Below are 20,549 nucleotides of genomic sequence, written 5' to 3'. Positions count from 1 at the left end.
GGCGCTTTCCCGCAAGCCGATGCTGCGCTAACCCGCGCGGCTTATGTCCGATTCCGTGCCTGTTCCTTCCCTGCGTGTCGCCTCGATTCTGCTCGCGGGCGGTCGCGGCACCCGTGCCGGGTTTGCGCACCCCAAGCAGCTTCAGCCCCTCGGAGGCAAGCCGCTCCTCCGGTGGAGCCTTGACGCGCTTTCGGCGCATCCTCGAGTATCGGGGGGCGTCCTTGTTGCAAGCGATGACGTCATGGCGCTCACGCCGGAGCTTCCGGAAGGCTGGATTTTTGCGGCGGCCGGGGCTGAACGCCAGCAATCGGTGGAGAATGGCCTCTTGGCGATTGCCGATTGGGAGGATGACGCGCTCGTGCTCGTCCACGATGCGGCCCGGCCCGGAATCGAGGCAGCCGTCATTGACCGGTTGCTCGGCGCACTCGAGACCGCTGAGGCCGCGATACCTACTCTTCCCGTCCCCGACACGCTCGTTCACCAGGCAGGGGAAGAAGCGGGCGATGTGGTCGACCGCAGCGCCTTGGCGCGCGTTCAGACCCCGCAGGCCTTTCGCCTTGGCACGCTGCGCCGCGCCCACGCGGCGGCTGCAGGAGAGACCGCAACGGACGATGCGCAGCTCGTTCGGGGGCTCGGGATACCCGTCGTCGCGGTTGCTGGCGATGCGCGGCTCCACAAGCTGACATATGGCGAGGACCAGGCAATCCTCGAAGGACTGCTCGGGGCCCGAGCGAAAACTCGAACCGCGGTGGGTATGGGTTACGATGTCCACCGTCTCGTTGCGGGAAAGCCCCTCTGGATCGGCGGCATAGAAATCGAGTACAGTCATGGACTTGAAGGGCACAGTGACGCTGATGTCGCACTTCATGCCCTGACCGACGCAATCCTTGGTGCGCTCGGTGAAGGCGACATCGGCACCCATTTCCCGCCGACCGATCCCGCGTGGCGCGGCGCGGCGTCATGGCGCTTCCTCGATTTTGCCGCACGCAGGGTCGAGGCTGCCGGGGGGCGGATCGACCATGCTGACCTCACCATCGTAGCGGAGGCCCCGAAAATCGGCCCGCATCGCGGCCCAATCCGGGCGCGCATTGCCGAAATTCTTGCGATTCCACCGGCGCATATTAGTGTAAAGGCGACCACGACAGAGCGACTGGGCTTCACCGGCCGCCGGGAAGGGATCGCCGCGCAGGCCGTCGTTACCTTGCAACTTCCGGAGACATGAATTTGCCATCCAACGCCGAAACGCGTCTTGCCGCGCGCGAAGCCGCCGCCAGGGCTGTCCTTGCCGCAAATCGCGCCGCAGAACGCCGCGTCGCTGTGGCCGAAAGCTGCACCGGCGGTATGGTCTGTGCTGCGCTGACCGACATTGCCGGGAGCAGCGATGTCTTTTCTGCAGGATTCATCACCTATTCGGGTGACGCCAAGAAGACCCAGCTTGAAGTGAGCGGCGAAATCCTCGAAACCTTCGGCGAGGTCTCGCTCGCGACCGCCTGGGCAATGGCTGCGGGGGCGCTGGCGAAGAGTGATGCCGATGTCGCGGTGTCGATCACCGGCATTGCGGGTCCCGGCGGCGGCTCGGAAAAGAAGCCGGTCGGTCAGGTCGTCTTTGCCCGTGCGCTGCGCGGACAGGATCCCGACGATTATTTCACGCAGCGCGTTCAATTCCAGTCGACCGACCGCGCCGCCATCCGCCATGCCGCCACGCTGTTCGCGCTCGATCTGCTGATGCCCGAGAAGGATAGCCTGCGGCCGTCGGAGGATATTGAGCTACCCGCTTCATAAAGCGGATAATCTTCTCAGGCGGGTTTCCAGCTTTTTCGTTCTTCGGCCTGCTTCAATACCTCGAACGCCGCCTGACCGGCGGCAAAACGCTTCGCAGCTTCCGCGTCACCGGGCTTGACGTCGGGGTGGCATTCCTTGGCGAGACCGCGCCATGCCTTTTTCGCCGCCTCGAAGTCGGCATCAGGCTCAAGGTCGAGCACTTCAAGCGCGCGCATCTCGTCAGCACTACGGCTGCCGTCGCCCGATCCTCCCCAGCCATAATGCTGCGCGCGGGCATAGCTGCGCGTTCCGAGGGCTTCTTCGGCGGCGCGGTCGGCCGCTTCCTCGGCGCTGAGCCCGGCAAAATAGTCCCAGCCGCGATTATATTCGGCAGCATGCGCTTCGCAGAAATACCAGCGCTCGCGGCTGTTCGGTGCCTTGGGTGCGGGGCAGTTGCCCGGCTCGGTGCACCCATGACGGTCACAGAGGCGCACCTGTTGCGCCTCGCGGCCCTGCCCATAGGCACGCCAGCGGGGAAACCCCCAGTCGTCGGATCTCTTGGCACGGCTCATCCGGCCCATGTAGCGATTGAGGCCGGCAAAGGCCAGCCGAGCCTCCAGCAGCCGATCGAAATAATTACCAAAGCCGCCTTATTCGGCTGTCTCCCGCGCGCCCTCACCTTCTTCCTTGGCCTCGTCCCTCGGCTTGTAACCGAATGCCTTCTGCGCCAGCTTGACCACCGCCGGGTCGCGCGCTGGCGGCATCATCGGCACTGCCGCTTCCAACGCCTCGGCGATATGTGCAAGGGCAGCAATGCGCGCGGACTTCTTATCATTTCCGTCGATCACCTTCCAAGGCGCCCAGCGGGTGTCGGTCTGCTCGAACATCTCGTGCATCGCAGCAAGATATTCGCTGCGCTTCGCGCGGTTGCGATAATCCTCGGCTCCGGTCTTCCAGCGTTTCCACGGATCGTCGAGCCGGTCGGCGAAGCGCCGGTCTTGCTCCTCCTGCGTGACGTGGATGAACAGTTTGACGAGATTGGTGCGCGACCCGGTGAGCTGCGCTTCGAACTCGTTGATCTCGTCATACCCCTTGCGCCATTCGGCTTCGGTTGCGAAACCTTCCACACGTTCGACGAGGACGCGGCCATACCAGCTGCGGTCGAAGACCGAAATCTCGCGATGCCCGGGCAGACGCCGCCAGAAGCGCCAGAGGAAATGGCGCGCCTTTTCCGCCTCGTTCGGGGCGCCGATAGGCCAGACCTCGAAATATCGCGGGTCGAGCTGTGCTGTCAGGCGCTGGATGATACCGCCCTTTCCTGCCGCATCCCAACCTTCAAACATGATGACGCTACGCTGGCCGTGGGTAATGTGAGCGGCCTGGATACGCTCCAGCCGCTCCTGCAGTGCCGCCAGATCCTTGCCGTACTGGCCCTCATATCGGGTGCCGGCTTCATAGTCCGCAAGGTCGATCGTCATCGCTGCATCCCTCAGTTTCTTGGGGCCGCAGCTATCACAGGAGCCTTTGGGATGCGATGCGGTTAACCCTGATTTTCCATCAATCCGGCGAGCAGCGATGCGACGCGCTGAGGGGATTCCATCGGAATGAAATGGCTGTGATCGCTCCAAAGCTCGTCCCTCGCGGCACCAATCCACGCACCGAGGCCGGGCCAGGTTGGGCTTTGCGAGAAATCCATCGCATCGTTGCGCGTTCCCGCCGGCGCGCGGATCAGCGTGACGGGTGCGGCAAGGCTTCCCAGCCAGCGATACGGATCGGTGCGTAGCGCGCTCTGATACATCGAAGCTTCAAGAGCGGGCGGACAGGCAAGTTCATATCCCTCCCCGCGGGCTGGGGGTAGGAGACCATAGGTGCAATAATCGCGCAGCACCTCGGCCGCCCAGCGGCTGTAGGGGGAACGATCGGCGAAGCGGAGGCGCATCTCCTCAGCGCTCGACCACTGGTTGCGGCGACGCGCGACGGGATGCTCGGCCGGCTCCGGCAAGGGCGCCTCGCGTCCTCCGACATAATAGGCCGGCTCCATGATAACGGGGTCAAGGAGGACGAGATGCGCGAAGGCCTCGGGCCGCTCGGCCGCAAGCCGAGTCAGCACATAACCGCCCATACTGTGACCGCAGCCGATGAACGCGTGGCCGTGGAAGAGATCCAGCAGCGGCAACAGCGCATCCGCATTGGCAGCCCAGTCCGCAAGGGTCTCGGGCTTGTAGCTGCGACCATGCCCGCGCTGATCGGGCGCAACGACATGCGTGCCTGCCGGCAGGGCGGCGACGACCTGATCCCAGAGCCGCGCATGAAAGCCGGTTGCATGGAGCAGGAGCAAGGACAGCCCCTCACCCGCTGCTCCCCATTCGTACCAGCAGATGTCGCCGCCTGGGGTTGCCAGCCGCTGTTCCCTGGGCGCGGCGCGCACGCTCAGTTCTTGGGTCCGTCAACCAGCCGAATGCTGAGTTCCTTCAGCTGCTTTTCGCTAACCGGCGCCGGAGCCCCCATCATCAGATCCTCGGCCTTCTGGTTCATCGGGAAAACGACGACCTCGCGGATATTGGGCTCGTCGGCGAGAAGCATCACGATGCGATCGACCCCCGGCGCCGAACCGCCGTGCGGCGGCGCGCCAAATTTGAACGCGTTGATCATGCCGCTGAAATTGGCATCGACCTCGGCCTGGCTATATCCCGCGATCTCGAACGCCTTGTACATGATGTCCGGACGGTGGTTCCGGATCGCGCCCGATGACAGTTCGACGCCGTTGCAGACGATGTCGTACTGCCAGGCGAGGATATCGAGCGGGTCCTTGGTCTCAAGCGCCTCGAGCTCTCCCTGCGGCATGCTGAAGGGGTTGTGGCTGAAGTCGATCTTGCCGGTCTCCTCGTCGGCCTCGAACATGGGGAAATCGACGATCCAGCACATGGCAAAGCGGTTCGTGTCGATCAGCTCGAGCTGTTCGGCAACGCGCGTACGCGCAAGGCCTGCAAGCTTTGCTGCGACCGCTTCCTTGCCCGCGGCAAAGAAAAGCCCATCGTCGGGGCCGAGGCCGAGTTCGGCAGCGAGCGCGTCCATCTTGTCCGTGCCGTGGTTCTTGGCGATCGGCCCGCCCCACTCGCCGCCCTTGCGCGTCGCGTATCCAAGGCCGGCAAAGCCTTCACCCTGCGCCCAGCTGTTCATATCGTCGAAGAATTTGCGACTCTTCTCGGCGGTGCCCGGCGCCGGGATGGCGCGCACCACGTCGCGTGCCGCAACGATATCGGCAAAACGGCCAAAGCCTGATCCTTCAAAATGCGCCGATACGTCGCTGATGATCAGCGGGTTGCGAAGATCCGGCTTGTCATTGCCATATTTCAGTATCGATTCGCGGTACGGAATGCGCGGAAAGGAGCCGGCGGGGGTCACTGACTTGCCGTTTGCAAATTCCTCAAATACCCCGGCAAGCACCGGCTCGATCGCGTTGAAGACATCGTCCTGCGTGACGAAGCTCATCTCGAAATCGAGCTGGTAGAACTCACCCGGGCTCCGGTCGGCGCGTGCATCCTCGTCGCGAAAGCACGGCGCGATCTGGAAGTAACGGTCAAAGCCCGCAACCATCAGCAGCTGCTTGAACATTTGAGGCGCCTGCGGCAGCGCATAGAATTTGCCGGGATGAACGCGGCTCGGCACGAGATAGTCGCGCGCGCCCTCGGGCGACGATGCGGTCAGGATCGGTGTCTGATATTCGGTAAAGCCCTGCTCCACCATCCGGCGGCGCAGGCTGGCGATCACGTTCGAGCGCAGGAGAATATTCTGGTGGAGGCGCTCGCGGCGTAGGTCGAGAAAGCGGTATTTCAGGCGGATATCTTCGGGATATTCCTGCTCGCTCGCGACCGGAAGCGGAAGTTCGGCTGCCGCGGACTGCACCGACACTTCGCGGGCCCGCACCTCGATCTCGCCGGTCGGAAGGTTCGCGTTGATCGTTTCCGGAGCACGCGCAACGACCTCGCCGGTGACGGTGACAACGCTTTCGGCGCGCAGGCCGTCGAGAGTCGCAAAGGCGGTGTCGCTTGAGTCAGCGACAATCTGGGTGAGGCCATAATGGTCGCGCAGATCGACGAAGAGCAGCCCGCCGTGATCGCGCTTCCGGTGCACCCAGCCCGACAGGCGGACCGTCTGGCCGACGTCCTGGCTGCGAAGCTGACCGCAGTGGTGGGTCCGATAGGCGTGCATTGTCTCGTCTTTCGATGGATTGGGAGGAACGGGTTTCGCGTGATTTATGGCCGCGCCTAAGGCAGGTCGCCGCGTCATTTGTCAAGCTCTGCGCCGCTTCATCGGGCTTTGAAGCTTCACCTTGCGGTGGGCGAGGGCAATTTTTCCTGCCCGTCTTTCGCAACTCGCTGTATAGGCCCGACATGCAAATCCATCCCTTAATCGAGTCCAACGCCGCGCTCCTCACATTCTGCGACCTCATCAAGAACAGCGATTTCATCGCGGTCGATACCGAGTTCATGCGCGAGAATACCTTCTGGCCCGAACTTTGCCTGATCCAGGTCGCGAACAGCGAACATGCCGCAGCCATCGATCCGATGGCTCCCGGAATCGACCTTCAGCCCCTGCTCGAACTGCTCGTCGACAATCAGGAGATATTGAAGGTTTTCCACGCCGGCGGGCAGGATGTCGAAATCATCTTCAACCTGACGGGCAAGACCCCGCACCCCATCTTCGACACTCAGATCGGCCAGATGGCGCTCGGTCAGGCCGAACAGGTCGGCTATTCGAACCTTGTCGAGGCCTGGCTTGGCATCATGCTCGACAAGGGCGCGCGCTTTACCGACTGGAGCCGACGCCCTCTCGACAAGCGGCAGATCGATTATGCGATCGGCGATGTCACCCATCTCGCCAAAATCTTCCCGATGATGCTGCAAAAGCTCATCAAGACAGGGCGCGGGCACTGGCTCGATGAAGAAATGGAAAAGCTCGCCGACCCTGCCAATTACAGCCTCGATCCCGAAAAGGCGTGGCTCCGGATCAAGGTGCCCTCGCGCAAGCCCGAGGTCCTTGGCCGTCTGCAGGCGCTCGCGGCGTGGCGCGAGCGCGAGGCCCGGTCCAAGAATTTGCCGCGCGGCCGCATCGCCAAGGACGAGACGCTCGCCGACCTTGCGGCGCATCCGCCCAAGGACCAGGAAGGTCTCGGGCGCGTGCGAGGGCTCTCGGCGACATGGAAGAGCAACGACATCGGCGGCAGGCTGATGGACGCCCTCATCAGCGCAAAGCCGCTTTCCAGGGATGAGATGCCCGATCGCGCGCCCCGCGGGCCGGGGCTTGGCAAGGAAGGCGCGCTAGTCGCCGATCTTTTGAAGCTTCTTCTTAAGATCCGAGCACGCGAACTGAATGTCGCGGCCCGGCTGATTGCCCGCAGCGACGATCTTGAAGCCCTGGCGGCGGGGCGCCGCGACGGAATTGCAATGCTCGAGGGCTGGCGAGAGGAAGTATTCGGTCACGCAGCGCTCGACCTCGTCGAAGGGCGGATGGGCTTCGCCGTCAAGAACGGAAAGCTGGTGATGAGCAGCATCGAGGTGGCCGAACCTGCGGATGCCGCCGCCTGACCCGCAAGCGCTACAGCAGTATCAGCTTCGGCTTCATACCGAGCGCCTGCGCCAGCGAACGCAGGCGCCGTTCAACGGATTCGCCGGCAAGATGATGCCAGCCGGGGTGGAGCTGCAGCACCAGGCGCTCGTCCTCGCGCGCGATTGCGCTACCGTTGAGCGGGGCTTCGAGGCCGCCCGTCAGGCGCTGCGCCAGCCGGATCGCAAGGCCCCATTGGCGGGCCCGCGCACAGCGCTCATCGCTGACGAGCGCGCCCATCGCCGGGAAATCGGCATCATTGCCGCCGAACCCTGAATGGAGGGCGCGCGCGAGCAGGATACGCCCCGGAATGTCGATGCCGCGCCAGTTGCCGTGGAGCCCGATCTCGGTCCCGCGTTCGGCGCGAAAGTCGGGATTCGCCGACCAGGCAACGTCGCTGAGCAGGCTTGCAGCAAGCCGGATGCGGCGGTCCTCTTCGGCCTCGTGAGCAAAGAGAGGCGCAATCCAGTCGGCGATTGCTCGCCCGTGCGGTGCGAAGCGCGCGAGGCGACGACCTTCGAACTCGGCCGCAACGATCAAAGGGTCCTGTGCCTGCGTTTTGGCGTCAAGCGCCTGATAGAGGAGCCCTTCGCGCAGGCCCGACGAGGAGATCGTCATTTCGGGCACGTCGATAATGTTGACGAGCGCCGCGAGCATCGCTGCCGCATCGGGGAGCGTCTCTGCGCGGTTCGCCGCCATGCCGGGGACTGCCTTCAGTTCATCGATACTGAGCCTCTCGGTTGCGCGCACGAGCCGGCGAACGGCACCGCGTGGCAGCATGTGCTGGTCAAGGACCGCAAGCGGCGCCTTGGTGAGTTCCAGATCGAGGCGCGCCAGGGCACGCCAGGAACCGCCGACAAGATAGAGCGGTCGCCCGGCGAGATCGCCCGGCCAGCCTGCGCTGCGAAGCATCTTGCGGACGGCGCCCTCGAAGAACTGGCGTCCCTCTTTGCGAAGCGCGGGCAATCGCAGCACGCCGAGCGGAAAGGAGGTGCGACGCCCGACGCGGCCCTGCCCGACTTCGGCCAGTTCGAGGCTCCCGCCGCCTAGGTCGACCGCTATACCATGCGCGTCGGGAATTGCCGAGAGGACACCCGAGCCTGCCGCAAATGCCTCCTCTTCCCCCGACAGCAGCCGGATCGTCAGCCCTGCCTCTGCAGCACCCGCAATGAAATCGGAGCCGTTCGTCGCGTCGCGTACCGCCGCAGTCGCGACGCACTGAAGATCCTCAACGCCCATATGTTGCGCGAGCAAGGCATAGCGGCGAAGCGCAATGAGGCCGCGTTCGGCGTCTTCAGGCGCGATCCGTCCGTCGACCGGCAGACCGCGGCCCAATCCAGCCGGCACCTTTTCGTTGAAGATCACCGCGGGTGCGCGCGGTGGACCTTCGTAGACGACGAGACGAAGGGAGTTCGAGCCGATGTCGATGACGGCCGAGCGGTGAATGGCAAGGTCGGGAGCGCGCTGCCGCAAGGGGTCAATCTTCGGGGGCATGAAAGGCGAGCGTCGGGACGTCATGACGCTTGTGAAGCGCGGTCCCGCGACCCGACAATGACGGATTGTTCATGAAATAATGATGGAGGTTGAAGGGCTTCTCACCCTGGCTGGTGCGCTGATAGGTCCCATCGGGAGCCAGAATCCAGCTTTGCTCGTTGTCGATCAGATTGGCGACCAGCACCTGGTCCAGAATCTGGTCATGGACGGTCGGGTTTTCGATGGGAATCATATATTCCACGCGGCGATCGAAGTTGCGCGGCATCCAGTCGGCGCTCGAGATATAGAGCTTCGCGCCGCTATGGGGCAAGGCCGCTCCGTTCGCAAAGGCCCAGATGCGGCTATGCTCGAGAAATCGCCCGACCACCGACTTGACGCGGATCGTCTCGGAAAGGCCAGGGACCCCCGGACGCAGGCAGCAGATACCCCGAACGACGAGTTCGATGGGAACTCCCGCTGCGCTCGCCTCGTAGAGCTTGTCGATGATGTCGGGATCCACAAGACTGTTCATCTTCGCCCATAGCCCCGACGGCCGGCCAGAGCGCGCCGCACGGATTTCATCGTCAATCAGATTAGATAGATTATACCGCATGTTGAGCGGTGACATGGTGATCATCTCGAGCTGATCTGGCTCGACATAGCCCGTGATATAGTTGAAGAGCTGGGCCGCATCGCGTCCGGCACGCGGGTCGGCGGTAAAAAAGCTGAGATCGGTATAGATGCGCGCGGTCACGGGGTGATAATTGCCCGTGCCAAAGTGACAATAGGTCCGATAGCCCTGCCCTTCGCGGCGCACGACCATCGAGATCTTGGCGTGCGTCTTCCACTCGATGAAGCCGTACACCACCTGCACTCCCGCGCGTTCGAGCTGATTGGCCCACAGCAGGTTTTGTTCCTCGTCGAAGCGCGCCTTGAGTTCGACCACCGCGGTCACCGACTTGCCTGCCTCCGCCGCCTCGATCAGCGCGCGGATGACCGGCGATTGATTGCCCGCGCGATACAGCGTCTGCTTGATCGCGACGACGTCGGGATCGGCAGCCGCCTGGCGAAGAAAGGAGAGAACGACGTCGAAACTCTCATAGGGGTGATGGACGACAATGTCCTTCGACCGGATTGCCGCGAAGCAATCGCCGCCATGCTCGCGAATACGCTCGGGAAAGCGCGGCGAATAGGCGGGGAATTTGAGATCGGGGCGGTCGATGTCGACAATCGCCGACAGCGCCGCAAGCCCGACGAAGCCCGCGATCCTCGCAACAATCGCTTCATGCCCCTGAATGTCTTCGCCCAGCACCGCGGCAAGCTCGTCGGGAATGTCGGCGCCGAGCTCCAGCAGAATGACACGGCCCCGGCGCCGTCGGCGGATCGCGGTGCGAAACAGACGTACGAGATCCTCGGCTTCTTCCTCGATCTCGATATCGCTGTCGCGGATGACGCGGAACACCCCGCGCGAACGGATGGCGAAGCCTGGAAAGAGAAGGTCGGCGAAAATCTCGATGAGATACTCGATCGGAACGAACGCCGTTCCCCCGCCAGGCACAGGAACAAAGCGCGGCAGCGAGGCCGGGATCATGACGAGCTCGCGCACGGTGTCACCCGTAGCCTTGCGCTGCAGATCGAAAATCAGTCCGAGCCCGCGATTGGGGATGAAGGGAAAGGGATGCGCAGGATCGAGGACCTGCGGCGTCAGGATGGGGAAAATCTGATCGACGAAATATTGATGAAGCGTCCCGCGCAGCGTGGCGGCGTCCGATCCAGCGCTGTGAACGATCACCCCCTGCTCGGCGAGCAGGCGGTCGAGTCGCTGCCATTCGGACTGTTGTTTCTCAACGAGCCGGTTCACCTCGGCCTCGATCTCGGCGAGCTGCTGCACCGGTGAACGGCCGTCGGCGGAAGGATCGTCAATTCCTTGAAGTTGCTGCCCCTTTAGCCCTGCGACGCGCACCATGAAGAATTCGTCGAGATTGCTGCCCGAGATCGACAGGAAGCGAAGGCGCTCGAGCAGGGGGTGCGCTGGATTGCGCGCCTCTTCCATGACCCGCCGGTTGAAAGCGAGCCACGAAAGCTCGCGATTGAAGAAGCGCTCGGGGCCAAAACCGGGCGGCGACGCGTCGGCGTCATTGTCGGCGCGTAGAGGGTTTCCAGCTACGGACATTCGGCCTTATCCTGTCGCTCGAGCAAATCGGGATCGATCAGCCCCTGCGACAGCAATGTTTCGCGCGCAAGACGAACGCCCACGCGCCGCCCCTGTTCGAGCGAGGCCGCATCCAGTGCCGCGACGATGCGGTGGATCATCGCATAGCTTCGCTCCATGCGCGGCACGATATAGGCCGAAACCTCGGGCGCAATCGCCATGCCCCGCTGCGCAAATAGCGCCTCGATAAGGTCACGGGCGAGACAGTCATCGGGCTCGCCGATCGTCAGCACCGGCACCGCGCGCAGCCGCGAGACAAGATCGGGAAGCGCGACCGGCCATTCGCTCGGCGGCGTATCGGCGATGATGAGGAGGGGCACGCCGCTTGCCTGGGCGGCGTTCCAGGCGTGGAACATCGCCTCTTCGGAGACGCTATTCGGCCCATCGATCACGCGCCCCGCGGTCTCGCGCGCGAAAATTCGTCCGATCAGGCTGCGTCCGGACCCGCGCGGCCCGGTGAGAACCGCGGTTCTCACCGGCCAGGTCGAGACGTGATGCAGATAGCGTATCGCATCGGCGTTGCTGCTGCCGACGATCAGCGGGCCATCATTCGCCCCGCCCGCGCTCCAGTCGAGCGGCAGTGCAAATTGCCCTGATGCCCGCGCCATCAACGGCTGATCCGCAGGGTGTTACCGCCTTGCTGCACCGTGTAGCCCCGCGCTTCGAGCGCCGCCTTGAGGGCGGCGATATCACCCCGGAACGTCACCCGCATGACGGAGGTTCCGCCGAGCGCGAGGCTGGTGGTCGATGCCGACTGAACCCCTGCGATGGCTGCGACATTGCGCTCGGTCGCAGAGACCGATTCAACGTCGGGGGATGCATATTGAACGTTGAAGCTCGCAGCGCCGACGGGCACTGTCGTCGGCACGCTCGCGTCGATCTCGCCCGGAAGCGCCGAATCGTCCGAAGACACTGCTTCTGCGGGCAAGTCCTCCTTCTCGACCGGCTTTTCAAGGACGAGATAGCGGTCGGTCTGAAGAATTCCTGCGGCGAGCGCCTCGGTGTAGATACGGTCCATGCGCGCGACGGCCTTTTCCATCATGTCGGGCAGCGCCTTCACGCTCGGCCCGGTCATGGTGAAGGTTTCGATCAGCCGGTTGTCGGGACCGAAGCGTGCAGCAAAATGTCCCGTAATCGGCCCGCCTGGATAGCTGTATTCGATCCGCGCGGTCGGCATCAGCACGTCCGCGGCGCCATATTGGTCAAGGATCACGCGCCACCAGACGCGGCCGCGGCGGCCCGTCTGTCCGACATTGAGAAGAAACGTATCGGCACCCGTTCCTGCGGTGCGCACGTAATCGACCGCGCTCTGGCCTGTGTTATATTCTGCCCAGGCGCGCTGCCACTCGCTGCGCTGCTCGAAGACCTGCGGGATGCCGTCGATCGAATAGACGGGAATCACGAGCAGCGGGGGCGAGCGCAATGTGCGGCCGCTGACGCCCAGAATCTGCCCCGCGCGCACGCGGTCGAACTGGACGCCCAGCGTCGCGACATAACGCCGCGGGCCGATTTGCTCGCTTTCAACAACGATCGCGGTGACAATACCGTCGAGCACCGAATCGCTCAGCTGAGGACCGTCGCTTCCGTTCGTCTTGCGATAAAGCTGCGCCCAGCCCTTGCGCTGTGCCTCGCGCCATCCCTTTTGGCGGGCATCCTCGGCATTATCACCCGTCACATCGACCTTGATCCCGCCGGTCAGAAAGTCACCGCTGCTGTTGATCGGGGTGATGCCGCGGTCGCCGCGTGCAATCTGACCCTCAACGATACCCGCGGCCAGAATCGCAAGGAGAAGGCCGAAAAAGACGAGCCAGCGCCAATCGCGGGAAGGCGCCGCTGGATCGATGGGACGAGCGAACCGAAGGGGAAGGGCCGAAATCATCACGTCTTTCATGCTCTGCCCAAAAGCGTGGGCCCCGACAAGGAAATCATGGCATTTATCCGCCGGAACCGTTAGTCGCGCGTGCCATGGATTCCAAGCACAACCAACGAGACGGCGAACCCGCCTCCTACACATATGCCAATGCCGGGGTATCGATCGAGACCGGCAATGCGCTGGTCCGTGCGATCGCGCCGCTGGCCCGAGCAACGCGCCGTCCGGGCGCCGATGCCGATCTTGGCGGCTTCGGCGGTTTTTTCGACCTGAAGGCGGCCGGGTTCACGGATCCCCTTCTCGTCGCAGCGAATGACGGCGTCGGCACGAAGCTCAAGCTTGCGATCGATTCGGGGCGTCATGACGGCGTCGGCATCGACCTTGTCGCCATGTGCGTGAACGACCTCGTCGTCCAGGGCGCAGAGCCACTGTTCTTTCTCGACTATTATGCCACGGGCAAGCTCGATAACGATGTCGCGACCGCGGTGGTCGCGAGCATCGCAGAGGGCTGCAAACAGGCCGGTTGCGCGCTGATCGGCGGCGAGACCGCCGAGATGCCGGGCATGTATGGCGATGGCGACTATGACCTTGCAGGCTTCTGCGTCGGCGCGGTCGAGCGCCATGAAGTGCTGACCGCAGACAAGGTGGCCGAGGGTGACGTCATTCTGGGCCTCGCCTCATCCGGCGTCCACTCCAACGGTTTCTCGCTCGTTCGCCGGCTCGCGGCCGACAAAGGGTGGAAGCTCGATCGCCCTGCCCTCTTTGATCAGAATCTCCTTCTGATCGAGGCCTTGATGGCGCCGACGCGCATTTACGTGAAGAGCCTGCTGCCGCTCGTGAAACAAGGCCAGGTTCACGCGCTTGCACACATTACCGGAGGCGGACTGCTGGAGAATATCCCGCGGGTGCTTCCGAAGACGCTGCATGCGCAAATCGACGCCGACGCCTGGGAACAGCCCCGACTGATGGCGTTCCTGCAGGCGCAGGGAAATATCGAGCCCGAAGAAATGGCCCGCACCTTCAATTGCGGTATCGGCATGGCGGTGGTGGTTGCCGAAGCGGATGCCGAGGTCGTCACGACCTATCTTGAGGGCGCAGGCGAGACGGTTCATCGGATCGGGCATATCGCAGAAGGCGAAAAGGGCTGCACGGTGTCGGGCGCCGCCGGGACCTGGAGCGCGATGGGCGCGTGGAGCGCGACGCATAACGGCTGATCCCCTTTTCCATTCGCGGCGCCCATGAAAGGGTCGCCCGTCCTTTCATGGTGGAGAGAGAATAGTGTGTCGACAGGCTTGCCACGATCGGAATGACAGGATCGCCCCGTGACCAAGGCCAAGGTCGCGGTCCTGATCTCGGGCACGGGCACGAATATGGCGGCCCTGCTCTATGCCGCCAAGTCAGATGCGTGCCCCTATGAGATCGTGCTGGTCGCGAGCAACAACCCAGATGCGCCCGGGCTGCGGCTTGCAGCTGCCGAGGGCATCGCGACCTGGAGCCTCTCGCACAAGGGCATGAACCGCGACGCCTTCGACGCGCTGGTCGACGCGCGGTTGCGCGAAGCGGGGGCCGAATATGTCGCGCTCGCCGGCTATATGCGCATTCTCTCCGAAGGCTTCGTCGCGGCGTGGCAGGGTCGGATGCTCAATATTCATCCCAGTCTCCTGCCTCTCTACAAGGGGCTCGACACCCACCAGAAGGCGATCGACGCTCGCGACACATTCGCCGGCTGCAGCGTCCATATCGTGACTGCGACGCTCGACGATGGACCGGTTCTTGCACAGACGCGTGTCGCCATCCTGCCCGATGATACTGCCGAGAGTCTCGCCGCGCGCGTGCTCATCGCCGAGCACCAGCTCTATCCGCCCACCCTCGCCGCATTCGTGACGCGCGAGCGCGATCCCGCCCATCTCCTCGAAAGGGTTCGCGGCCTCGCCCTGGCGTTGCCTGAGGCCGACGAGGTGACGTCACACGGCATGCCTTGCTTCGGTATCATCAAGGGCAAGAAATTCGCCTATTTCACCCATGATCACCATGGCGATGGCCGCACTGCGCTGCTCGTCAAGATCAGCGGTGCCGACGAGCAGGCGCAGCTTATCGAGATGGACGCCGACCGTTATTTCCGCCCTGCCTATTTCGGTGACGGCTGGGTCGGCATCTGGCTCGACCTCGGCGACAATGACTGGGACGCGATCGCCGATTGGGTGCGCAAGAGCTGGCTCGCGGTAGCGCCGAAAAAGCTTTCCGGGCTGATGAGCGCGGCGGAGGAATTTTGACAATGCGGTGGACCGCCGGCCTGCTTCTCGCCTTTCTCGGCGGCTGAAGAATGGCGGTTTCCGACAAGCCGATGTTGACCGCGGCGGACCTCGCCGGTGCCCCCCGTTTCGAAAATGGCGTCTGGCTGATGTCGGACCAAATTTCCTCCGAACCCTGCCCCGTCGATACGATCAAACCGGTATCGCATTGGCCGGCCTGTGCCATCTGGCTCATCCATAGCAAGGGGCAATGGTTTGCCCGCGAGGGTGACGCGGGGATCGAAATTCGATCGCTGGCGGGGTTGATCACGGTCTCGGGCGGCGACATGGCGATTGTCCAGGTGCAGAATGCTGTCCTTGACGACAGCCCCCCTGATACCGCGCCCGATCCACTGCCTTATTTCTTTCTCGCATTCGATCAAAAGCCGGTCGCCGCCGAACGGTTGAGCGCAGTTGATCTATGGCTGGTAATGTGCGGCAAATTTTCCGCGCGCGAGAGACGCGGCGAAGAAGAAGCGGGAAAAGAGTTTTTACCTATCCCGGCTTCGACAAGCAGTGCCGCCCTAATTCGATCGACGTGCTCCGCGCGGCTGCCGCAGCGAGCCGAACGCCCGAGAGGCAAAGACTGCAAATCCGGTGGGTGCGTGCCGTCCTCGACTAAGGCGTCGCTCAGGAGACATGCTCTCGTTGGGTGGCCATCGCGCCGACCAGCGCAGCGATAAGGACTGGCTTTCCCGTGCAAAGCCGGGTGAAGGAAGGCGATGACCGCGGATTTAACCCTCGCCCTCTCGATCCTGTTCGTCGCGGTGCATATCGTGATCATCGCTCGCATCCTGCTGCGCCCGCAGCGCGAACCCGCATCGCGTATCGCCTGGCTGATCGCAGCGCTTGCCGCGCCGGTCATTGGCGTCCTTGCTTATCTTCTGCTCGGCGAGGCGCGAATCAGTGCGAAGCGGCGGGCACGCTACCGCCAGATAGAAGCGCACCTGCCGCACCCCTCGGAGCATGACGATATCCGGCGCGCGCTCGCGGCAACGCCATATGCAGCCCCCTTTGCGCTTGCAGAGACGGTAAACCGGCTACCACCGACCGCGGGCAACCGCGCAACGCTGGCGCCCGAGGGCAATGGCGCGATCCGCATGATGGTCGAGGACATCGATGCCGCAACGTCGAGCGTCCATCTTTCATTCTATATCTGGCTGGGCGACAGCAACGGCGTGCGCATCAAGGACGCGCTGGTTCGCGCAGCCGAGCGGGGCGTCAAGGTCCGTCTTCTAGCCGATGCGCTGGGATCGCGAAGCTTCATTCGCTCGGCGCATTGGGCCGACATGCTGCAGGCGGGGATCGACGCGCGCGTCGCCCTGCCGATCGGCGGCCTCCTCTGGACGCTGATCCGCGGCCGCTTCGACCTGCGCAACCACCGCAAGCAGCTCATTCTCGATAACCGCATCGCCTGGTGCGGCAGCCAGAACCTCGCCGACCCGGAGTTTCGCATCAAAGCGAAATTTGCACCGTGGGTGGACATCATGACGCGCTGGGAAGGACCGGTCGCCCAGGCGTGCCAGTTTGTCTTCGCAGCCGACTGGGAAAGCGAGCATGGCGACGATATAAGCGAATTGCTCGGCGACGCGGCGGAACCGCCTCCGGTCGCCGCACCCGGCATCACGGCGCAGGTCATCGGGACGGGCCCCAATCTTCCCTACCCCGCGATGCCCGCGTGCTTCACCGCGCTGATTCACGCAGCGCGGCGCGAGCTTGTCTTGACCACGCCTTATTTCGTGCCCGACGAGCAACTCCTCTTTGCATTGCTCGACGCGGCGCGGCGCGGGGTTGCAACGACGCTGATCCTCCCCCGGCGCATCGACAGCCGCGTGGTCGCGGGGGCCAGCCGCAGCTATTATGGAGACCTGATCGGGGCTGGGGTACGACTGTATGAATACCGCCCGGGCCTGCTTCACGCAAAGACGATCACCGTCGATGGCACGGTTGCGCTGATTGGCTCGGCGAACCTCGACCGACGCAGCTTCGAGCTCAATTTCGAGAATAATATAATGTTCGCCGACACAGGTTTCACGGGCGAAATTCGGGCGCGGCAGACCGCCTATCTGGCCGACTGCGAGCCCGTTACCGGTGACCGGATCGCGAAAATGGGGATTGCCCAGCGGCTGTGGCAGAATCTCCTCGCGATGCTGAGCCCCGTGCTGTGATGCCCATGAAAAAGGCCGCCGGATCGCTCCGGCGGCCCTTGAACTCCTGGTGTCTCCGCGAACCGCGGTGACGATCGCGGTCAGCCAACGATTTCTTCGGGCTTGAAGAAATAGGCGATCTCGATCGCAGCATTTTCTTCGCTGTCGCTGCCGTGGACGCTGTTCGCTTCGATACTCTCCGCAAATTCCTTGCGGATCGTGCCCGGCGCCGCATCCTTGGGGTTGGTGGCGCCCATGACGTCGCGGTTGCGCTGCATGGCATTTTCGCCCTCGAGCACCTGAACCACGACCGGACCTGACGTCATGAATTCGACCAGTTCGCCGAAAAAGGGGCGATCCTTGTGGACCGCGTAGAAGCCCTCGGCCTGCTCGCGGGTCATGCGGATGCGCTTGGAGGCGACGACGCGCAGGCCCGCGTCCTCCAGCATCTTGGTAACGGCGCCCGTCAGGTTGCGGCGCGTCGCGTCTGGCTTGATGATCGAAAAGGTGCGGGTGACCGCCATGGGAAAGCTCCTGCGTGGGTGTGTTTTATGATGCGCGGCCCTCTAGCCGCGCTTGGGCCGCACCGCAAGCGGGGAGCGAAGGCGGGAGGCAGCGATTAACGGCGGTGTCCATAGGTGACGCTGCCCGTCACCTGGTCTCCCTCCTGCGTCGCGGTGAACTGCATGCCCGACTTGTCGTCGTCGGCCTTTTGCGCCGCGAACATCATCGTCTGGTCAGCGGTGATCTCCGAGGTGACTTTCATACCCTGCGCCTCGACCTGCTTGCGGAAATGAGCGATCACGTCCGCTGCTTTGCCTTCTACCTCGAAACTGGCCATCCCGGCAGTCCCATCCTTGCCGGTCGAAGATAGACCCCCGGTCATCCTGGCGCCGGGATAAGGCGCGATTCCGGCGGGAAGCTTGGCATGGGCAGCGCCGCCGCCAAAGCTCACCTCGCCGTCGGCGGTCTTGATCGTGACGTTACCCGCCTCGCCATCCTCGCTGCTGGTGACCTTGTAATCCGCCGTCTCCCCGGTTTCCGGATCGGTATAGGTGCCGCTCGCGACCTCCTTTTCCGACTTCGAGCCGCACCCTGCAACGAGCAGTGCAGCCGCCGCGACAGAGGCATGGAAGAAGGCTGATGTCAGGCGGATCGTCATGGTCAAGCTCCTGTTTCTTCGGAAATGGCGCGCCTTTGGGCGATGTCATGTCTCCTTGTCGGTGACCGCGGTCACAATTATGGCCTTAGGGCCCTTCTGACCAGCGGCCGCGCTCGTCCTGCTTCCAGAAATGGATCTCGGCCGCCCTGGCCGCGCTCAGCGCCCGCCAGGTTGCACGCGCGTCATCAAGGCGGCTGTTGTCGAAGAAGAGGAAAACGCGGTCGAATACCAAGGCTTCCTCACGCCAGGTGCCGTCAGCCAGCGCGACGTGGCGAGCCCCATTCGGCGCTGGCGAAATGAGCGTCCCCGCAATCAAGATCGGTTCGAGCGCCTCGTCCGGGGTGCCCGCTGCGCCGTGAGCCAGAAAGCTGGCCGGCTGCAGCGACCAGAGCGCCTCGTCGATCGTCTGTCGCTGCATCGCCGACTCGGCGACGACGAGAAACCTCGCCTCGTCGGCAAGGATGCGCGAGGCAACAGCCGGAAGCACCCGTTCGACAGGATCGCGGGTCAGCCGGTAGAAGTCGACGCGCGCCATGCCCCGCCCCTTTTCGTGCCTCAGCGCTCGTAATTGTCCGCGATGAAACGATCGAGGAGTCGCACACCATAGCCGGTCGCACCCTTGGCATAGGTCGGCCCGTCCTTGTCGTGCCACGCCATGCCCGCGATATCGAGGTGGGCCCACAGAACGCCATCGTTCACGAAGCGCTTCAGAAACTGCGCGGCGGTGATCGATCCGCCTTCACGCGGCCCGATATTCTTCATGTCCGCGATGTTGCTGTCGATCAGCTTGTCATAAGCGGGGGACAGCGGAAAGCGCCAGAGCCTGTTCGCGCTCGCCTCGCCCGCGCTGAGCAGCTTGGCCGCCAGATCGTCGTCATTCGCGAACATGCCGGCATATTCGTGCCCGAGCGAGATCACCATCGCGCCCGTCAGCGTTGCAAGATCGACGATGACCTTGGGCGAATAGGCCTTCTGCGCCCAGGCGATACAATCGCACAGCACCAGTCGGCCCTCGGCATCGGTGTTGAGGACCTCGACTGTTTGCCCTGACATCGTCGAGACGATGTCGCCCGGACGCATGGCATTGCCGTCGGGCATATTTTCAACGAGACCGACGACGCCGACGACATTCGCCTTCGCCTTGCGTCCGGCAAGCGCCTTGATTGCGCCCGCGACGGCGCCCGCACCGCCCATATCCCACTTCATCATGTCCATGCCCGGCCCGGGCTTCAGACTGATGCCGCCGGTATCGAAGGTGACGCCCTTGCCGATGAAGACCACGGGCGCCTCGCCCTCCACGCCGCCGTTCCAGCGCATCGCGAGCAGCCGCGGTGGGCGTACCGATCCTTGCGCGACACCGAGCAGCGCTCCCATGCCGAGCGCCTTCATCTGGCGTTCGTCGAGTATTTCGAGTTCGACGCCGAGGTCTGCAAGATGCTGGCAGCGTTCGACGAAGGTTTCGGGATAGAGAAGGTTCGGTGGCTCGGCGACCAGCGTCTGGGTCAGCGCGACGCCGTCGGCAACCGCTTCAAAGGCTGCCCAGCGCTCCGAAATATCACCCGCGGCCGATGCGATTACCAACGCCTTGAGGCTGGGTTTCGCCGTGTCGGCAAGCCGTGTGCGATAGGTGTCGAGGCGCCAGTTGCGAAGGCGTGCCCCCATCGCAAAGGCCAGCACATCCTCTTCATCGGCGCCGGCACCGGTTAAATCGACGACGACCCCGCTCGCACCGCTTGTCTGCAGCCGCGCGACCAGCGCCGCGCCGCCGCGCTCGAAATCATGATGGCTGCCTTCCCCGACACCGACAAGCAGCAGTCGCTGGGGCCGACCGCCGTTGACCGCAGCAGTTTCGGCTATGGACCCCGCCGCGCCCTCGAAACGCGCCTGAGCGGCGGCCGCGGCGAGCAGCGCCGCGTTCGGCCCGGCAAGCGCATCGACGCCGCCCTTGCGCACCGGAATGGCGACCGTGTCGGCGGATGCGTCGATTTGCGCGACAAACTGAATGTCCATACCTTAACTCTCTTAT

At 63.8% G+C, this 20,549-nt stretch carries 19 protein-coding genes; 7 read left to right on the top strand and 12 right to left on the bottom strand.

Going from position 1 to position 20,549, the window contains the following annotated elements; all coding sequences use genetic code 11:
* Positions 1-43: 43 nt before the first annotated feature.
* Together LH20_RS11590 and LH20_RS11585 are read left to right on the top strand one after the other, a co-directional pair.
* The gene (locus LH20_RS11590) at positions 44-1,222 is read left to right on the top strand and encodes a bifunctional 2-C-methyl-D-erythritol 4-phosphate cytidylyltransferase/2-C-methyl-D-erythritol 2,4-cyclodiphosphate synthase (RefSeq protein ID WP_053554337.1); all 1,179 of its coding nucleotides are present in this window, start codon (positions 44-46) and stop codon (positions 1,220-1,222) included.
* Positions 1,219-1,782, top strand: a complete 564-nt coding sequence (locus LH20_RS11585) for a CinA family protein (RefSeq protein ID WP_053554336.1) — start codon at positions 1,219-1,221, stop codon at positions 1,780-1,782. Before LH20_RS11590 ends, LH20_RS11585 begins: the two co-directional genes overlap by 4 nt.
* A 14-nt stretch (positions 1,783-1,796) precedes the next feature.
* Here the strand turns inward: LH20_RS11585 and LH20_RS11580 are convergent, their stop codons facing one another.
* From LH20_RS11580 to aspS, 4 genes are all read right to left on the bottom strand, one after another.
* Positions 1,797-2,333: a J domain-containing protein gene (locus LH20_RS11580; protein ID WP_053556257.1), complete on the bottom strand. Its 537-nt coding sequence runs from the start codon at positions 2,331-2,333 to the stop codon at positions 1,797-1,799.
* Positions 2,334-2,411: 78 nt separating this feature from the next.
* Entirely contained in the window at positions 2,412-3,239 is an 828-nt protein-coding gene (locus LH20_RS11575; RefSeq protein WP_053554335.1) for a polyphosphate kinase 2 family protein, read from the bottom strand.
* Positions 3,240-3,301: 62 nt separating this feature from the next.
* Complete coding sequence (locus LH20_RS11570; protein WP_053554334.1) at positions 3,302-4,189, bottom strand: alpha/beta hydrolase; 888 nt, start codon at positions 4,187-4,189, stop codon at positions 3,302-3,304.
* Positions 4,190-4,191: 2 nt separating this feature from the next.
* Positions 4,192-5,973, bottom strand: a complete 1,782-nt coding sequence (gene aspS, locus LH20_RS11565; protein WP_053554333.1) for an aspartate--tRNA ligase — start codon at positions 5,971-5,973, stop codon at positions 4,192-4,194.
* A 182-nt stretch (positions 5,974-6,155) separates the two neighbouring features.
* Here aspS and rnd point away from each other — a divergent pair, with 182 nt between their 5' ends.
* Positions 6,156-7,349: a ribonuclease D gene (rnd, locus tag LH20_RS11560; RefSeq protein WP_053554332.1), complete on the top strand. Its 1,194-nt coding sequence runs from the start codon at positions 6,156-6,158 to the stop codon at positions 7,347-7,349.
* 10 nt (positions 7,350-7,359) lie between these two features.
* Here the strand turns inward: rnd and LH20_RS11555 are convergent, their stop codons facing one another.
* Genes LH20_RS11555 through LH20_RS11540 form a run of 4 tightly spaced genes read right to left on the bottom strand, consistent with a single transcriptional unit; the run spans position 7,360 to position 12,944 of the window.
* Entirely contained in the window at positions 7,360-8,862 is a 1,503-nt protein-coding gene (locus tag LH20_RS11555) for a Ppx/GppA family phosphatase (protein ID WP_053554331.1), read from the bottom strand.
* A complete protein-coding gene (locus LH20_RS11550; RefSeq protein WP_053554330.1) occupies positions 8,846-11,014 on the bottom strand; it encodes an RNA degradosome polyphosphate kinase in 2,169 nt (722 codons plus the stop codon). Before LH20_RS11550 ends, LH20_RS11555 begins: the two co-directional genes overlap by 17 nt.
* Complete coding sequence (locus tag LH20_RS11545; protein WP_053554329.1) at positions 11,005-11,661, bottom strand: HdaA/DnaA family protein; 657 nt, start codon at positions 11,659-11,661, stop codon at positions 11,005-11,007. The genes LH20_RS11550 and LH20_RS11545 overlap by 10 nt, the downstream gene beginning before the upstream one ends.
* On the bottom strand, positions 11,661-12,944 hold the full coding sequence (locus LH20_RS11540) for a heavy-metal-associated domain-containing protein (RefSeq protein WP_235526956.1): 1,284 nt from the start codon (positions 12,942-12,944) through the stop codon (positions 11,661-11,663). Before LH20_RS11540 ends, LH20_RS11545 begins: the two co-directional genes overlap by 1 nt.
* A gap of 74 nt (positions 12,945-13,018) precedes the next feature.
* Between LH20_RS11540 and purM the strand changes: the two genes are divergently transcribed.
* The 4 genes from purM to cls all read left to right on the top strand — a co-directional run bounded on the left by purM (position 13,019) and on the right by cls (position 17,382).
* Positions 13,019-14,137: a phosphoribosylformylglycinamidine cyclo-ligase gene (gene purM, locus LH20_RS11535; protein ID WP_053554327.1), complete on the top strand. Its 1,119-nt coding sequence runs from the start codon at positions 13,019-13,021 to the stop codon at positions 14,135-14,137.
* Between the two features lie 108 nt (positions 14,138-14,245).
* On the top strand, positions 14,246-15,196 hold the full coding sequence (gene purN, locus LH20_RS11530; RefSeq protein ID WP_053554326.1) for a phosphoribosylglycinamide formyltransferase: 951 nt from the start codon (positions 14,246-14,248) through the stop codon (positions 15,194-15,196).
* 50 nt (positions 15,197-15,246) lie between these two features.
* Positions 15,247-15,897, top strand: a complete 651-nt coding sequence (locus LH20_RS11525; protein WP_053554325.1) for a hypothetical protein — start codon at positions 15,247-15,249, stop codon at positions 15,895-15,897.
* A gap of 39 nt (positions 15,898-15,936) precedes the next feature.
* Positions 15,937-17,382: a cardiolipin synthase gene (gene cls, locus LH20_RS11520; RefSeq protein WP_053554324.1), complete on the top strand. Its 1,446-nt coding sequence runs from the start codon at positions 15,937-15,939 to the stop codon at positions 17,380-17,382.
* A gap of 80 nt (positions 17,383-17,462) precedes the next feature.
* On the opposite strand, the gene ndk is transcribed toward cls, so the two are convergent.
* From ndk to LH20_RS11500, 4 genes are all read right to left on the bottom strand, one after another.
* The gene (gene ndk / locus LH20_RS11515) at positions 17,463-17,885 is read right to left on the bottom strand and encodes a nucleoside-diphosphate kinase (protein WP_053554323.1); all 423 of its coding nucleotides are present in this window, start codon (positions 17,883-17,885) and stop codon (positions 17,463-17,465) included.
* Positions 17,886-17,980: 95 nt separating this feature from the next.
* Positions 17,981-18,523 carry a hypothetical protein gene (locus LH20_RS11510; RefSeq protein WP_053554322.1) on the bottom strand — a complete coding sequence of 181 codons (543 nt, stop codon included), beginning with the start codon at positions 18,521-18,523 and terminating at the stop codon, positions 17,981-17,983.
* Between the two features lie 85 nt (positions 18,524-18,608).
* Positions 18,609-19,058 carry a DNA polymerase III subunit chi gene (locus tag LH20_RS11505; RefSeq protein ID WP_053554321.1) on the bottom strand — a complete coding sequence of 150 codons (450 nt, stop codon included), beginning with the start codon at positions 19,056-19,058 and terminating at the stop codon, positions 18,609-18,611.
* Positions 19,059-19,078: 20 nt separating this feature from the next.
* Positions 19,079-20,533, bottom strand: coding sequence for a leucyl aminopeptidase (locus LH20_RS11500; RefSeq protein ID WP_053554320.1), 1,455 nt, complete (start codon positions 20,531-20,533; stop codon positions 19,079-19,081).
* Positions 20,534-20,549 lie beyond the last annotated feature (16 nt).

It is taken from the genome of Sphingopyxis sp. 113P3, assembly GCF_001278035.1.
Lineage (GTDB): Bacteria > Pseudomonadota > Alphaproteobacteria > Sphingomonadales > Sphingomonadaceae > Sphingopyxis.
The sequence above is the reverse complement of the archived record's forward strand: the minus strand, read 5'-3'. Positions and strand labels throughout refer to the sequence as shown.